Below are 15,684 nucleotides of genomic sequence, written 5' to 3' on the forward strand. Positions count from 1 at the left end.
CAGTTTTTATATGCATAAAAAATATTCAATTAGAATACAATCATTTTGATATAAAAAATATTGATTCAATATTTTTTAGGAAGGAGGATACTATTAATAATAAGTCAAATCTTGCCGATATAGATTGTAGAAGCACAGTCACAGCCTATAAGGGGGTTATGATATGGCAAAGACAGCAACACTCAGGGCAGAATCGCTTAGTGGATTATTTGTTGGAAGAAAGATAATTGAATTAAATTATCAAGAAATCTTTGACCACAAACCCAATGTTTACAAGTGGATTAAAAGAGCATTTGATATCTTGGCAGCAAGTATTGCATTGATATTGCTTTTACCTGTATTTCTTCTTACGGCATTGGCTATAGAGTTGGAAGATGGCGGACCTGTATTTTTTACTCAGCTCCGCGCCGGTCAGAACATGAAGCCGTTCAAAATATACAAGTTTCGTAGCATGTATAAGAATGCTGAAGCCCAGTTTGAACGTATGCAGGCGCAGAACGAGCAGACTGGACATGCATTTAAGATTAAGAATGATCCAAGAATAACTCATGTAGGAAAATTTATCAGAAGATATTCAATTGATGAACTTCCTCAGCTTCTAAATATTATTAAAGGTGATATGAGTATAGTTGGACCTAGACCAATTATCTATAGTCAAATGGAAGAGTGTAATGCTTACGAAAGGCAACGCTTAATTGCAAAGCCAGGTCTTACCTGCTATTGGCAGGTATGTGGCAGGGCAAAGATTAAGTGGGATCGTTGGGTTGAACTTGACCTTCAGTATATTCAGGATATGAGTGTATTTAAGGATATCGAACTTATAGTAAGAACCTTTCCTGCTGTTTTTGGCAAGGACGGAGCGTATTGATCAGGAAATAATATGAGTGAATAACAACCTCGGGTATTTGCTATTAGCTTAAGAAAATAATAAAAGCGTAGATTTGATACAAAATCTACGCTTTTTTCTATGAAAAGTACAACATATGGCTTATAATTAATCTAAATAGTGATGATGTACAAACAGGGGGATAGCATTCACAGAATTCTTACGGGGACGCCAGACTTTCGGTTTTTATCAAATTATCTGGGGTTGTGAGGGGGATATAGAGGAATTATCTTTAGTACGGTTGAGCGGTCTGCTATGGCTGAATCCCAGTGATAGAAAAAATATAAGAAGAATATTTGCAAATAAAACATGTTGGAAAAATACGAGTTATGTCCACTATGAAAATAGTAAATTATTTTTTTTTACCGATTATTAAAATCCTAACAGAGGGATAAAGATATGGAAGGAAAAGCAATAATTGAGAATATAATTACTAATGCGTGCCCGGTAAGTTATGAAGATGTTTCTCAATCACACTGCAGAGTTTTGTCCTTAAACCTTTCTCACAGAAAAATAATTGTTGCGTATCCGGAAGATACTGAATTGATTAAGGAAATAGCAATTGAGTATTTTTTGAGAAATCATTTAGAAGTTGAAGAACTAGTTAAATATAATAAAAAAGAAATATTAAGAATTCTCTTGGATTTAAAGAAACGTGATAAAGATATAGCTTGCTTTATTGTATTACCAGATTCTTATAATTCATTTCTATATAAAATACTAAGAAGATTTTTAGAAAGAAAAACTGAAATATGTCCAATCAGATTTCCTCACTTTGGAATGGCAAATAATAATTCTCAGTTTATAGAAGATAGAATTTTTATTAGTTTTGTAGAGAATAATATCGATAAATTCTCTAATATATATGATTTGCTATATGATCAAGAATCAAAAGATACTTTAAAAGAAATCATTCGATGCGCAGCTGAACATGATGCATATAGATTACCACAGGCAACGCAAAAGGAAAAATACTGGGAATACTATTTACATTTAGATGATGAATGTTTTGTAAATTGTGGAAGTGCTAAAGGAGATACAATTTTAACTTTTTTAAACAACAATTATCCATTTGAAAGAATATATGCTTTTGAGGGAAATCACTCAGAGTATAAATTGCTTCTAAAAAACCTCGATAATCTTGAAGATGATTTAAAACAGAAAATCATCACTATTAACGAATACATAGGAACTTCTGGCGAAAAGAACAATTTTGATAGTAGATTTAAAAAACAAAAGGTTTCGCTAATTAATATGGATATAGAAGGTGCAGAACTTGCTGTATTGCAAGGGGGAGTTGAGTTGATTAAAAGGGATCGGCCTGTTTTAGCAATATGTGCATATCATAAAAAAGAAGACTTGATAGAAATACCTGCATTAGTAAGAAGTATTGTAGACGATTATGTATTTGTTTTAAGAAAATATATTGGAGAACAGGCATTTGTTATTGTAAATGAGTATTTATACTATGCTATTCCCAGAGAAAGACTACTTGAAGACTATGAAGAATAATGAATTTCAAAGAGATTTAGGGAGTCTAATCATGATAGATATTAGTGTAATAGTACCTGTATATCAAGTTGAGTTGTATATAGAAAAAATGATGAAGTGTTTGCAAACACAGACTATTCAGAATTATAAGCTCATAATTATAGATGATAAAACTGAAGATAATTCTATCGAGATTGTTAATGCCTATAAGGATTTTTTTGGAGATCGAATGGTAATAATCCATAATTCATGCAATATGGGATTAAGTATGTCAAGGAATGTTGGTCTAGATTATGTTAGCAAACACAGAACTAAGTATGTTACTTTTTTGGATTCAGATGATTGGGTAGAAGAAAGGTATTTAGAAGACCTTTATTCGTTAGCGGAAAAGGAGCAACTAGATTTATGCGTTGCAGGTATTATTCGGTATGAAGATGAAACGAATCGAATAATATGCAAAGAAATGATTAGCTTTGGCGATGATGTTTATTCTATTGAAGATTGCAAAGCATTAGCTATTATTAACCCTTGTGCATATGCAAAAATATATAGATTTGAGCCTATTTGTGATGTGAGATTTCGTAGTATAAAGCGATCGGAGGATACGTGTTATTTATTTGAATGTCTGAAAAAGCTTAAGTTAGTGATGTTTACAAATAATGCATTTTATCATTATCGCGTACGATCAAGCTCTTTAACTGGAGCCATGAATGATGAAAAATATATATCTATGCATGAAGGATTTGCTGAAATTATGCCTCTAATTGCTGATAACAATGGAACAAAGATCAAGGAGCAATTTATATGCCAAGTTTTTATTCGTAGCTCAGTTGGAGGGGTATGCCGACTCTCATTTAAAAATATGAAAAGGCGTAAAGAATTAGAGAAAGAAGAGCGTGGATTCCTGGATCAATGTATAACTGAATGGAGAAACAATACTTATTTAAATATTCTATCATCAAATTTTGGTGGAAAAAAAATTATAGCGCTCAAAATCTGTTCAACGTTATACAAACTCCATCTTTTTTCAGTTTTTATTTGCTTTTATTATTTCTACAATCAGATCCTTGGAAAAGATGTTAGAGCATAAATGGGTGTGTATATGATTCCTAAAATTATTCATTATTGTTGGTTTGGAGGTAATCAAATATCAGAATTAGGGGCAAAGTGTATAGACAGTTGGAAAAAATATTGCCCTGATTATCAAATAATTTTATGGGATGAAAAATCATTCTGCATAGATTTTAATAAATATACTATAGAGGCTGCAGGAGAGAAAAAATGGGCATTTGTTTCAGATGTGGCCAGGCTGAATGCATTATATAAGTATGGTGGAATATATTTAGATACTGATGTTGAAATAGTAAAACCTATAGATTGGCTTTTAGATAATCAAGGAGTAATAGGTTTTGAGGATGGTAGAAGGTTGTCAACTTCTTTTATAGCTTGTGAAAAAAATAATAGCGTTATCAGAGAATTACTGAGGGATTATGAGGGAAGGAGTTTCTATAAAAGTGGAGTTGTAGATAATACTCCTAATGTGAAAAGAATTACCAAGTATTTTATTCAACACGGTTTAAAAAAAGACAATTCAAAACAGATAGTTGAGGGATTTACGGTTTTACCAACAGATTACTTGTCCCCCAAAAATCATTTTTCAAAACAAACGATTATTACGAAAAACACGTATGCCATACATCATTTTGAAGGATCATGGGAAAATGAAGAAGATAAATATAAACATGAAATCATCGGTAAAATCATGAAATACGGTATTCCTGTGAGTCTTGCAAGATGGAGCGCAAAAATAATATCTGTTGTGAGATATAGAGGCATCAAGGGGATTGCTTTTGAAACGCGAAAACTGTTTAGATAGGTGCTTGATATGCATATACAGCAAATACAGTATCATGTTGCAATAAAAAAGAGGAAAGAGAGTAAATATCAAGTACTCAATAATCCAGATAATGCATGGGCTGCAGATCCTTTTTTGTTCAGTTATAAGGGAGAGATGTATATTTTTGCTGAGATATGGAAATATAATTTAGGTGAAAAAGGTAGGGGAGTAATAGGCTTTTGCAAATACTCCGAAGGAAAAGTAACAGAATGGACTGAAGTTATTCGAGAATCATATCATCTATCATATCCTTATATTTTTAGTTACGGAAATAATATATATATATGCCCTGAAAGTGGGGACAGTGGGGAGATATATTTATACAGAGCGATAGATTTTCCATATAAATGGGAAAAATGTATATCTTTATATGATGGGGGGGCAAAATGTGTTGATAGTACTTTTTTTAAATATAAGGGTGACATTTTTGGATTTACATATTGCATAACTAATGAAAACGCAGATAATTGCAACGAATTATGGCTATTTAAAGTTGATAATAAGAAAATCTGTTTTTGTGACAATAATCCTTTAACAGTAAAAAAAGAGCATGCTAGATGTGCAGGAAAAGTTATTAATAATTTTGGTGATTTGATTAGAGTTTCCCAAGATTGCGACGGTGGGTATGGACTTGGCGTAGTACTAAACACATTTAGCATTGATCCAGAGTATAACGAAACTGTTATAAAAACTATTTATCCCAAAGATATTATACTTAACAAGAAGTATAGAGTTATAGGTGTGCATACTTATAATGTTTTAAATGATTATGAAGTGATTGACATAAAGACCAAAGAAGTGTCTATCAGGATGCTATGGTATAGGTTGGAAAATAGAGTTAAGAGAAGGTTTGGGGACTATGAAAAATAATAGCTCAGATGATTATGCAATTGATTTTGTTATCACATGGGTTGATGGAAGTGATGAGGATTGGATAAAGAAAAAAAACTTGTATTGTGAGCGAAAAAAAGAAACAGATTCAAGAGATGTTAGGTATAGGGACTGGAATCTTTTAAAGTATTGGTTTCGTTCTGTAGAAAAATATGCACCCTGGGTAAATCATATTTATTTCGTTACTTGTGGGCAAAAGCCTACATGGATGAAAACTTCTTGCCCTAAGATATCTTTTATAGATCATGATGATATTATGGACGAAAGCTGTTTGCCAACTTTTAATTCGTCTGCTATAGAAGTTAATTTGCATAAGATAGAAGGACTTAGCGAGCATTTTGTATATTTTAATGATGATATGTTTCTTATTGATTATGTTTCGCAATCGGATTTTTTCTTGAATGGAGTGCCGGTGGATAGAGCAGTTGAAAATGTTGTTCCACTAGTTTCTGATGAAAGATATTTTGTTATTAATTCGATAATGAGAAATTGTACTAGAGTTATCAATGATCATTTTTCAAAGAAAATGTTTATTAAGGATAATTTTTTGAAATGGTATTCTCCTTTTTTGGGTAAAAATGTTGTAAGAAATATATTACTTACTCCATGGAAAGATTTTTGTGGATTTTTTACCTTTCATATGCCTACATCATTTCTTAAAACAACATTTTTAGAAATTGATGCATGTGAAAAAAAATTACTAGATACTGTTTCTAGAAATAAATTTAGAAAAGATGACGATGTTAATCAGTGGCTATTTCAATATTGGCAACTGGCAAGTGGAAATTATGTTATTCCCAAAAATGCAAGAACAAAGCTATTTGATCTTAATGAAGAAGAATTGAAACAGATTTGTGAAGCGATATCTCATCGCAAATATAAGATGATTTGTATCAATGATGTTGTTGATGAAAAAATGAATTATGAATTAATAAGTAAGGCTCTACAAGAATCTTTCGAAAAAGTATTGCCTAAGAAATCTGAGTTTGAAATATGAATAATTAGCTACAAAGAACAATCGAAAACATGTTTCTTAAGAAAAAGGGTTTTGAATTATGAACAATAATAGGAATGGTCTGATACTGAGAATAACGCCAAGTTATAAATATTTTCTTTTGCTTTTTCCGTTATTTAAGCCAGATACATTTGATTCGTTACCCTCCCTGCATTATGTATCGATATTTTTAGATTTATTAAAATATACTATTTTTATTGTGTTGCTTATACGTTTTTTTGTTTATAAAAAAAATCTAAGTCTTATTTCTCTTATTTATCCTGCTTTTTTGCTTGTTTTATTGATTTCCACTTTTTTAAATCATAATGGGAATACTGTTTTGCATTTGTTCAGTACTAATATTGACTTATTTATATATTTCTTATTAGCAAATTATGTTGAGGAAAAAGATGAATACGTTGATTTTTTAAAGGCTGCATCTTTTCTATTAGCTTTTTGGTGTCTTGCAAATACGTTATCTGTTTTGGCGTTTTATCATAGACGATATATGTATATTTCAAATATTACGACTTCTATAAAGAAAGACCGATATTTATTAGGATCAAAGAATTATCAAATATTATTTATTTTGCCTATGGCCAGTATTACTTCTGCATTAGATGTTGAATTAGTGGGGAAAATAAGGGTTCGTACACTTGTTATTCATATTTTGGCTTGTGTTCCGCTGTTCATGACCGCTGCAGCAACGTCAATAATTACAATGATCATTTTTTATGTATTATTATGGATAGGAATAAAGAAACCAGTAATACTAAGAATGCTGCAAATACCAAAAATACTTGTCATTGCTAGTATTGCTATCTTTGGGATGTTTGTAGTTATGGGAACACATAGTGGAATAGCTAGACTTTTGGAAATGGCGTTTAAAAAGTCAATTCAATCTCAAAGATCTTTAATTTGGACTTCATATTTGAAAAGAATCTCAGAAAAACCGCTTTGGGGTTATGGATATATGACAGACTATATGCAGGTGTTATTAACAAGGGTAGTGCATGCTCATAACCAATACTTACAGATTATGTTTAGAGGTGGAATTATTGGTATTATTGTTTTTATACTCTTTATTTATTCTTTATTAGAATTGTCTGTAAATCTTAACTCGAAGAGTGGAGTTATTTCTTGTGCTGCAGCTTCAGCTATGATTGTTGCATTTCAGGGGGATTACTATTATAGCTTGTTTTTTTATTTTGCAATTGTGATACTTTTGGTTCACGGCAGGATTAATAGCCAAAGAATTGTAATTGGTAATAGAGGGCTATAAATTGAAAGTATTGATCATAGGTGCTAATAACATAGGGCATGGTGGGAGATCAACGGTTGCGTATAATATCTCAAAACATATTGGAAAAGATATTATATGTGACTTTGTTAATGAATGTAAAAAAGAATTTCCGAAAAGAGTAATCTCTGAGATAGATGCAAAAAAAGGAAAAATTATAAATGCTAATTTATGCATAAGACCATATGTATATCGGCAATATTTATGGATGCGCTTTATAAAAAAAGTAGTAGAAAAAAACTCCTATGAAATAGTTCATATACATTGTGATAATCTACAGGAAGCTTTCAGGACAATTATTTGGGTTAAACTTTTTTCTGATTCAAAAATAGTTGTCCATGGTCATGCTTCGAATTTTATGTGTAATATTACGTTATGGCGTAGGTTGTCTGCTAATATGTTAAGAAAAGTATTACCTCAGTATATTGATGCATGCGTAGCATGCAGCGAGGAATCGTGGCGGTTTGTGTTTGGTGAGGGGAATAATAAAAAACAACATATAGTAAGTAATGGAATAGAGGTTGAAAAATATAAATTTAATCCTGAAAAACGAGAACTAATACGAAATCAGCTGAATATAAACAATATGATAGTCTTTGGAAATGTGGCAAATTTTTATCAACCCAAGAATCATTTTAGGCTAATAGATATTTTTGCTGAATGTAGAAAAGTTTTTTCCAACTGTGCTTTGGTTCTTATAGGAGAAGGTGAACTAAAAGATACTATACAAAAATATATTGATAAACAGGGACTTGATAGTTGCATTTTCTTGTTAGGGCACATAAGTGAGGTATCAGCTTATTACTCTGCAATGGATATATTTCTTATGCCATCTGTTCATGAAGGAGTTCCATTGGCAGGGATAGAAGCGCAGTATTCTTGCTTGCCTTGCTTCTTCAGCACCGGAGTTTCGCAAAAAGTAAAAATAATAGATAGTACTGAATTTATATCACTAGAGTTGACCAATAATGAATGGGCTAGATTTATTTATGAGCATACAGACTTGAATACAAATAGGAATGTTCAAGAAGAAATTATTAACTCTGAGTATAATATACTCAATTCAAGTAAAGCGATGAGAGCTATTTACCAGAATATTACGCAATAGTTTTCTGAGACTGATTAGTATTGCAAAATAACTATAGACAGTTGGATGATAATAAAAAAGTGATGATAAATAAAGAAATATATAGTATGGGTAAAAAAAATTTAATAATCACTTTTTGGTGTCAGCTAGGGTATATTTTTGTAAGCTTTATTTGTAGAACCGTATTTACATACGTTTTAGGTGCAGAATACCTTGGAATCAACGGCCTTTTTTCCAATGTAATAACCATTCTTTCGTTTGTGGAATTGGGACTTGGAAATGCAATGGTTTATAAACTTTATAAACCAATTAAAGACAATGATACTAATTCGATTCGCATCTATATAAGCTTTTACAAACATGTTTATAGAATCATAATGACAATTGTATTTTTTGTTGGTCTGGCACTGGCGCCATTTTTGGATAAGCTGGTCAGCAACAGTAATGTGAGTACGAACATTTATCTTTTATATTTTCTCTTTTTACTGGATACAGTTATTTCTTATGCTTATGTGTTTAGAAAAACTATTATAATTGCCGATCAAAAAAATTATATTATTGAGTCATATACCCTATCTTTTAACATCGCAATGAACATTATACAAATGATCATTGTCGCTATAACCCATGCATATATTCCATATCTGATAGTAAAGATAGTATTTGATTTGCTATGTAATGTTGCATTGGATTTAAGATCTGTTAATGATTATCCATTTTTAAGAAATCTAGACTCTAGTCCTAAATTATCTGATGAAGACAAAAAAGAATTTTATGCAAATATAAAAGGACTGTTTATTGAAAAAATGGCTGCAGTGTCATTTAGTGGTACAGATAATATTTTTATTACGATGTTTTATAATGTATCAATGGTTGGCATAGTTTCGCAATATACCATGATTCTGAATGCTTTTAACTTGTTGTTAACAAAAGTATATGGAGCGTTAACTGCATCGATTGGAAAGTTAAATGTAGAGGAAAATAGTTCTTTTGTTGAAAATGTATTTATAAAGATATATTTCACAAATGCGTTAATCTATGGGCTTTTGTTCACAGGGATGGCTAATTTGCTACAAGTATTTGTGGTTGATATTTGGTTGAATGATGATTATTTTCTAGGAACTATTCCGATTTTATTGATGACTGCAGAAGTGTGCATTAGAGGAATGCATTATCCAGTGTTTCTTGTTAGGTCGGCACTGGGATTATTTGCACAATTAAGAGTTGTAGCTTTGTTTTGCGCTTTTTTGAATATTGTTCTGGATTTTATCTTAGGATATTTTTGGGGGATTTCAGGAATAATCGTAGCAACAATTGTTTCAAGAGGAATTGTGTATATTACGGACATTTTTGTTGTGTATAAATATGGCTTTAAATGTTCTATTAAAAATTTTATCTTGATTGTATTAAGATGCATGATAAATGCTGTTGTTATAGGCTGGTTTGCTGGGTACATTATAAAACTTTTGCCAGAATTTAAAGGAATTATAGGATTTGGATTATATATAATTATTTAGTTATGGTCTTTGCACTATTATCGTGGCTTTTCAATATAAAGCAATTTAACTCTATATTGAGTGATGTTAGGAAAGAAAAGGATTGAAATAATGAAGGTAGGAATTCTGACATTTCATAGGACGTCAAATTTTGGCTCTTTTTTTCAGACTTATGCTCTATATTACTACTTAGATAAACTTGGCGTTGATTGCTATATAATTGACTACTGCTGCAAAGAAATAGAAAAAAGAGAAAAAATGAGTATTTTTAATTCACATACTCTTAGAGAAATGGTCCATTGTTTTTTTTACAGCAGAAGCTACCGAAGAAGATATAACAGCTTATCAAAGCAGATACATGAAAAAACAAGATGCTCTAAACAATTTAATCAAAATAATATTAAAGAAGCTAATAAAGAATTTGATTGCTTTTTAGTTGGCAGTGATCTTGTGTGGTCATTTGAAATAACTGGGAATGATAAATCATACTATTTAGATTTTGCTACGGATGATAAGCTTAGTGTTCTTATGCATCATCTTTTGGCAAAACTATTAGTGAAAATGAGAAAGATGCTATAAGGCAATACCTGCAAAGATTTTATGCAGTTAGTGTTAGAGAAAAACAATCTATATCAGAAATTAATTCAATAATACAATCAAAGAAAGTCATTTCCGTATGTGATCCTACAATGCTACTTGCAAAAGAATGGAATTTGATTTATGGATTGCATGGAGACAATAATAAATTAATCCATAAAGGAGAAAAATATATACTTTTATATTTCCCAGATATAAGTGGGAAAATGATAAAGGATGCGTATTATTTGAAAGATAAATATGGGTATAAGATAATTTGCATAAATGAAAAACGTCCACATAGAAATATAAAAAATGTAAGTATTGATGGGCCAGATGACTTCCTGCATTTGTTTCAGCATGCACAGATTGTACTAACTGGATCATATCATGGAATTCTTTTCTCAATTTATAACCGGATTCCATTTTTTTACTATGTCCGCTCTCATTCTTTGAGGATGGAGAATCTTTCTAGTATATTAGATATTGAAGATAGAAGGGGAGAGTATATTAGGAACATATCTAATCCAGAAGTGATTGACTATGAGAAAATTTACAATAATTTAAACATAATGGTGTCTCAGTCAAAAAGGTATTTAAACGAAATTGCAGAAAAAATGCTTGAAGTATAAATTGATATTATTTTATTATCAAGCTACTAATCCCCAAAGATAAGTGTGTATATTTAGTAAGGTTTGTTATGCAATTATTTCTGACTGTAAAAGGTGAAGAAAATGCAAAGCGTGTGTGAAAAAAATAATTGCACAGGTTGTGGAGCGTGCGTGAATATTTGCCCTGTTAATGCTGTGGCTTTTGAGGATAATCCTTTAGATGGAAAGATAGCAATAGTTTCTTCAGAAAAATGCATTGATTGTGGGATGTGCTATAAAACATGTCCAGTGAATGAATGGCCAGAAATGCAAAAAACGAAAATTTGTTATGCTGGATGGTCTATGAACAATGATGTGAGAAAAAAGTCTGCATCGGGAGGAATTGCTGCAGAATTATATAAGTATTATTTAAATAAAGGATGCTGGATTGCTGGGTGCGAAATGGATGAGCAATTTTCTGCAAAAATCTCACTGAGAAATACCGGCTATTCATTTTTTCAAAATTCGAAATATGTTTATTCAGATATGGGGGACACTTTTACACAAATAGAGAGGGTTCTTAAAGAGAAGAACGAAGTGCTATTTGTTGGACTTCCATGTCAAGTTTCTGGGTTAAGAAAGTATCTTCAAATAAAAGGTATTAATACTGAAAATCTTTTATGTGTTGACTTGATTTGTCATGGTGTTATACAGGCACAGTGGCTTAAAGACTATGTCCGATCCAAAGAAAAGAAGACGAAAAAAAAAGCTAGCCATATTGCATTTAGAGATTATCGTTTTGGGACGCAAAATTTTGTTCTTACTTTGGGAGACGATGAAGACATTTTCTTTGCCGCACCAGTAAATAGAACTGATGAATATCAGATAGCTTATCATCGCGGAGTAGCATATAGAAATAATTGTTACAATTGTTTTTATGCTCAGGAGAATAGAACGGGTGATATAACACTCGGAGATTTTACTGGTGTTGGAACAGAAAGAGAGTTTTTGTACGAGAAGCAGAAAATTTCGTGTGTTTTGGTTAACAGCAAGAAAGCATTTGATGTATTAAATGAAATGAAGAGAGAGGGATATATTTTTTTGGATGAAAGACCTATTAGTGAAGAATATAATAGGGAACAAAGGCTTCATACACCTACACCTGTGCCATCTGAAAGAAAACGATTCCTTATGAATATCTCGCGAGGTAAATCATTTGGGTCAGCTATTCGATCGAGTATGAAGTTAAGAATGATAAAGAATGAAATAAAAGCAGTGTTTGCAATTAGAGGTAACTAGATTCAGCGAAATTCTGGATGGATTATTATATGGTACAGTGGCTATTTTGAGAGAATAGTTATGATATTTGCAGTGGAATAATAATGAGCTGATTTTGAGACTATTATGTCAGATAATATTACTTTCACCGATGCTGTTATATTATGGCGTGACAAAAAAATATGTTCAATTACTAATCTTGAATCAGTGCTTTCAGATTTTAAGATTATCTTTGCATACAATTCTAACAAAATAGAAGCTGCCGGAGTTTCAATTTCTCACACCAGAGAGATATTTGAAACTGGAAAGGTGACTGAATATACAGGAGATCTGAAACCTCTTTTAGAAACATATAACCAAAAGGTCTGCTACGATTTCTTGAAAGAAAAAGTCATTAACAAAGAACCGTTAACAGGAGAATTGATCTGTCAGATACACGAGAAGCTTACCCATGGATGCTACGATGAAGTTAGAATATCCAAGGGCGAGAGACCAGGCGAATACAAGAAGAACTATTACCGCGTAGGATTATCAGTCGGTGTTCCGCCTGAAGATGTTGAGGAAGAGATAGATTTTATATGCAAGGAACTGTCTGAAGCTAAGATAGAATCTGTCGATGTTGGTTCTACCTTGATGAATTCCTTGTTATATTTCTCTTCCAGATAATTCATGATTTGGGACTCGGGATCATGAATTAATGAGCATCCATTCAATAAGAGTGGCAGGCATAATAAAATGCAGATAAATCTTGGAATTGTTCGCATATTAACTCTCTTTCGTAATTATTTACGACACCAGGTATTGTGAATATATATTTGAATTCTAACAAATGTCTTTGTACCTAAATTATAAAAAATAGAGTGAAGTTGTAAACAAAAACTGCACTGCAAAAATCTTCTACTTCATTCCCCAAAACTTGTATAGGAAAAACGGCTAAAAAATATGTTACTATATCAAAGTGTCTTTACTGGATGACATTTGATCATAAACTGTCATCCATTCTAGGACATTGATATGGAGGTATTATTTGTATGAATAAGCATATTAAAAGCGGCATAGCTACAATGTTTTTTATTCCGCTGTGGTATTACAAGACCACCCCGGCTCTGAACATTCATAGTGAGGGGCTGTGGTTTTTTGCAATCTCAGTAGCCATGTTTTACGGAACTATTGAGATGTTTGGAATTTCAAAAGAGCAGGGAAGACGCCCAAAAGAAAGATCTCTTCGAGTGATTTCAACTGGCTCCAGTAAAGATAATCAAAGTATGACTCTGATTAAATATATGTTCAAAAGTATTGGATTTAGAGTTGCTCTTGGGATATTTGCTTCGATGTTTATTTTGTCTTTCTTTGCTGAAGGCGAAATCTTTCATTCCAAGAAATATAGTGAGCTTATAACTGTAACTGAGGCTGATGTATCAGAAATACCTTCTGCGGAAGGAACAAGTTCCATTGCTTTGATGGATACTAAGTCAGCAACCAAACTTGGTGATAGAGAAATTGGTGCATTATCAAATGTTGTCAGCCAGTATGATGTGGCAGGTTATACCCAGATAGATTTTCAGGGCTGCCCAATCAAAACTGCACCTTTAAAATATGCGGACTTTTTTAAGTGGCTGAAAAACAAAGATACAGGTATTCCTGGATATGTTACTGTTGATCCAGTCAATATGGATGCGGAATATGTGGCATTGGATGAAGGAATGAAGTATGTTCCATCAGCTTGCTTTAGTCAGAATTTAAAACGCCACGTAAGATTTACGTATCCTACTACCATATTTTCTAATGGCCATTTTGAAATAGATGAAGAGGGAACACCCTGGTACGTGTATTCAGTATACGAGCAGCAATTTGGATTATTCGATGGTAAACAGGTGACTGGCTGTATACTGGTTAATCCGTTTAATGGTGAAACCCAAAAGCTTAGTCTTGATGAAATTCCTACATGGGTAGATGTGGTATTCAAAGGAGATCTAATCTGTAAGCAGTACAATTATTATGCTCAGCTTAATGGCGGTTATTGGAATTCAAAGTTTGGGCAGGTTGGATGTAAGAAGATTACAGAATCTTCAGATTCAGATAGTGTTTCTGACTATGGGTATGTGGCCAAAGATGGAGATATCTGGATATATACAGGTGTTACTTCTGTAAATTCAGACAGTTCTAACATAGGTTTCATTCTTTCAAATGAACGAACAGAAGAAACACTATTTATACCATGTACAGGCGCTGATGAATTTTCAGCTATGGCAGCAGCTGAGGGTGAGGTTCAGGAAAAGGGGTATGTTGCATCATTTCCATCACTTATTCTGGTTGATAATAATCCAACCTATATAATGGTGCTAAAAGATAATGCCGGCTTAGTAAAAATGTATGCAGCAGTAAATGTTGAGCAGTACAATCTGGTTGCTACAGCTACAACTCAGGAGGATTGTATTGCTAACTATAAGGCACTTCTTAATGGGACACTATCTGTAGAAGAAGCAAATACAGAGAACACAGCGAGTACAGCAATACCAGAGACAAAACCGATTTCTAAGGATTTGTCTGATGCCCCAACGAAGCAGATTACTATTATAAAAATAGAAACTATTGTAGAGAGCGGTAACACTTATATTTACATTGTTGATGAGAATAACAAAATTTATAAAGCGTTATATGTAGATGTTATCGATATGTTGCTTGTAAATGTTGGAGATACGATCACTATTAAAACTGATGGAGAATACTTTGTTATAGAATAGTTACAAGATAAAGCTATTTGACGCGCGTCAAATAAGAATGTCATAAGTATAAATCAGTAAGGTTCTGGAGATTTCTATTGTGTACGTATTCAGGAAGCGAATCTATTTTTTTGATATACAAGCTGTCCTGGCTGCAGCGGCCTTCAGATAATTCAAGGAACTTCATTTCATCATAGGCTTTGAGTTTATGGGTAGTTAAGATTGAACCGATATTTTGTCTGTTGCTTGGAATGATTCTTTCGCATACCCATAATTTACTAATATCACGAGGGATAGTATAAATTCCGTGTTTTACATATGCTGTCAGAAGGAGAGGAGCAGTCCATTCATCGAGGGTTTCCACGAGTTCAATATAGAAGTCTTTGGCTTTTTTATAATATAATAGCGTGCCAATAGATAAGTTGTTATCGTCATCAATGATTTCAAATATTTTCATAGTATTCATGGGGTGATG

15 protein-coding genes are annotated in these 15,684 nt (G+C 32.3%); 14 read left to right on the plus strand and 1 reads right to left on the minus strand.

The features are described 5' to 3' along the window. Window positions 1-163 precede the first annotated feature (163 nt). From WAA20_RS01810 to WAA20_RS01875, 14 genes are all read left to right on the plus strand, one after another. Window positions 164-868: a sugar transferase gene (locus WAA20_RS01810; protein ID WP_081373806.1), complete on the plus strand. Its 705-nt coding sequence runs from the start codon at window positions 164-166 to the stop codon at window positions 866-868. A 417-nt stretch (window positions 869-1,285) separates the two neighbouring features. Beyond that, window positions 1,286-2,398 carry an FkbM family methyltransferase gene (locus WAA20_RS01815; protein WP_073387466.1) on the plus strand — a complete coding sequence of 371 codons (1,113 nt, stop codon included), beginning with the start codon at window positions 1,286-1,288 and terminating at the stop codon, window positions 2,396-2,398. Beyond that, window positions 2,388-3,467 carry a glycosyltransferase family 2 protein gene (locus WAA20_RS01820; RefSeq protein WP_338802091.1) on the plus strand — a complete coding sequence of 360 codons (1,080 nt, stop codon included), beginning with the start codon at window positions 2,388-2,390 and terminating at the stop codon, window positions 3,465-3,467. Before WAA20_RS01815 ends, WAA20_RS01820 begins: the two co-directional genes overlap by 11 nt. 12 nt (window positions 3,468-3,479) lie before the next feature. Next, window positions 3,480-4,253 carry a glycosyltransferase gene (locus WAA20_RS01825; RefSeq protein ID WP_073387552.1) on the plus strand — a complete coding sequence of 258 codons (774 nt, stop codon included), beginning with the start codon at window positions 3,480-3,482 and terminating at the stop codon, window positions 4,251-4,253. 9 nt (window positions 4,254-4,262) lie between these two features. Beyond that, window positions 4,263-5,144, plus strand: coding sequence for a hypothetical protein (locus WAA20_RS01830; protein ID WP_139263730.1), 882 nt, complete (start codon window positions 4,263-4,265; stop codon window positions 5,142-5,144). Then, window positions 5,134-6,162 (plus strand): stealth family protein, encoded by a 1,029-nt coding sequence (locus tag WAA20_RS01835; protein WP_073387462.1) that lies wholly within the window; start codon window positions 5,134-5,136, stop codon window positions 6,160-6,162. Before WAA20_RS01830 ends, WAA20_RS01835 begins: the two co-directional genes overlap by 11 nt. 58 nt (window positions 6,163-6,220) lie before the next feature. After that, the gene (locus WAA20_RS01840) at window positions 6,221-7,441 is read left to right on the plus strand and encodes an O-antigen ligase family protein (protein WP_073387461.1); all 1,221 of its coding nucleotides are present in this window, start codon (window positions 6,221-6,223) and stop codon (window positions 7,439-7,441) included. A 1-nt stretch (window position 7,442) separates the two neighbouring features. Then, window positions 7,443-8,567, plus strand: a complete 1,125-nt coding sequence (locus tag WAA20_RS01845) for a glycosyltransferase (protein WP_073387459.1) — start codon at window positions 7,443-7,445, stop codon at window positions 8,565-8,567. Window positions 8,568-8,653: 86 nt separating this feature from the next. Further along, window positions 8,654-10,063, plus strand: coding sequence for a hypothetical protein (locus WAA20_RS01850; protein ID WP_338802096.1), 1,410 nt, complete (start codon window positions 8,654-8,656; stop codon window positions 10,061-10,063). A 90-nt stretch (window positions 10,064-10,153) separates the two neighbouring features. Further along, complete coding sequence (locus WAA20_RS01855; RefSeq protein ID WP_338802098.1) at window positions 10,154-10,621, plus strand: polysaccharide pyruvyl transferase family protein; 468 nt, start codon at window positions 10,154-10,156, stop codon at window positions 10,619-10,621. Then, entirely contained in the window at window positions 10,618-11,250 is a 633-nt protein-coding gene (locus WAA20_RS01860; protein WP_338802732.1) for a polysaccharide pyruvyl transferase family protein, read from the plus strand. The genes WAA20_RS01855 and WAA20_RS01860 overlap by 4 nt, the downstream gene beginning before the upstream one ends. A gap of 102 nt (window positions 11,251-11,352) precedes the next feature. Continuing rightward, window positions 11,353-12,507, plus strand: coding sequence for a Coenzyme F420 hydrogenase/dehydrogenase, beta subunit C-terminal domain (locus WAA20_RS01865; protein WP_073387455.1), 1,155 nt, complete (start codon window positions 11,353-11,355; stop codon window positions 12,505-12,507). Between the two features lie 105 nt (window positions 12,508-12,612). After that, window positions 12,613-13,152: a Fic family protein gene (locus WAA20_RS01870; protein ID WP_073387453.1), complete on the plus strand. Its 540-nt coding sequence runs from the start codon at window positions 12,613-12,615 to the stop codon at window positions 13,150-13,152. 365 nt (window positions 13,153-13,517) lie between these two features. Beyond that, the gene (locus WAA20_RS01875) at window positions 13,518-15,230 is read left to right on the plus strand and encodes a hypothetical protein (RefSeq protein ID WP_073387452.1); all 1,713 of its coding nucleotides are present in this window, start codon (window positions 13,518-13,520) and stop codon (window positions 15,228-15,230) included. Between the two features lie 40 nt (window positions 15,231-15,270). Here WAA20_RS01875 and WAA20_RS01880 read toward each other — a convergent pair whose 3' ends face one another. Beyond that, on the minus strand, window positions 15,271-15,666 hold the full coding sequence (locus WAA20_RS01880; protein ID WP_073387450.1) for a hypothetical protein: 396 nt from the start codon (window positions 15,664-15,666) through the stop codon (window positions 15,271-15,273). Window positions 15,667-15,684: the final 18 nt, after the last annotated feature.

It is taken from the genome of Butyrivibrio fibrisolvens (genome assembly GCF_037113525.1).
GTDB classification, from domain to species: Bacteria; Bacillota; Clostridia; order Lachnospirales; family Lachnospiraceae; genus Butyrivibrio; species Butyrivibrio fibrisolvens.

Excerpts from the sequence above, each read along its gene's own strand:
- WAA20_RS01870 (WP_073387453.1), top strand. The coding sequence starts at position 12,613 with ATGTCAGATAATATTACTTTCACCGATGCTGTTATATTATGGCGTGAC.
- WAA20_RS01810 (WP_081373806.1), top strand. The coding sequence starts at position 164 with ATGGCAAAGACAGCAACACTCAGGGCAGAATCGCTTAGTGGATTATTT.
- WAA20_RS01815 (WP_073387466.1), top strand. The coding sequence starts at position 1,286 with ATGGAAGGAAAAGCAATAATTGAGAATATAATTACTAATGCGTGCCCG.
- WAA20_RS01835 (WP_073387462.1), top strand. The coding sequence starts at position 5,134 with ATGAAAAATAATAGCTCAGATGATTATGCAATTGATTTTGTTATCACA.
- WAA20_RS01880 (WP_073387450.1), bottom strand. The coding sequence starts at position 15,666 with ATGAAAATATTTGAAATCATTGATGACGATAACAACTTATCTATTGGC.
- WAA20_RS01820 (WP_338802091.1), top strand. The coding sequence starts at position 2,388 with ATGAAGAATAATGAATTTCAAAGAGATTTAGGGAGTCTAATCATGATA.
- WAA20_RS01850 (WP_338802096.1), top strand. The coding sequence starts at position 8,654 with ATGGGTAAAAAAAATTTAATAATCACTTTTTGGTGTCAGCTAGGGTAT.
- WAA20_RS01840 (WP_073387461.1), top strand. The coding sequence starts at position 6,221 with ATGAACAATAATAGGAATGGTCTGATACTGAGAATAACGCCAAGTTAT.
- WAA20_RS01875 (WP_073387452.1), top strand. The coding sequence starts at position 13,518 with ATGAATAAGCATATTAAAAGCGGCATAGCTACAATGTTTTTTATTCCG.
- WAA20_RS01830 (WP_139263730.1), top strand. The coding sequence starts at position 4,263 with ATGCATATACAGCAAATACAGTATCATGTTGCAATAAAAAAGAGGAAA.
- WAA20_RS01825 (WP_073387552.1), top strand. The coding sequence starts at position 3,480 with ATGATTCCTAAAATTATTCATTATTGTTGGTTTGGAGGTAATCAAATA.
- WAA20_RS01865 (WP_073387455.1), top strand. The coding sequence starts at position 11,353 with ATGCAAAGCGTGTGTGAAAAAAATAATTGCACAGGTTGTGGAGCGTGC.
- WAA20_RS01855 (WP_338802098.1), top strand. The coding sequence starts at position 10,154 with ATGAAGGTAGGAATTCTGACATTTCATAGGACGTCAAATTTTGGCTCT.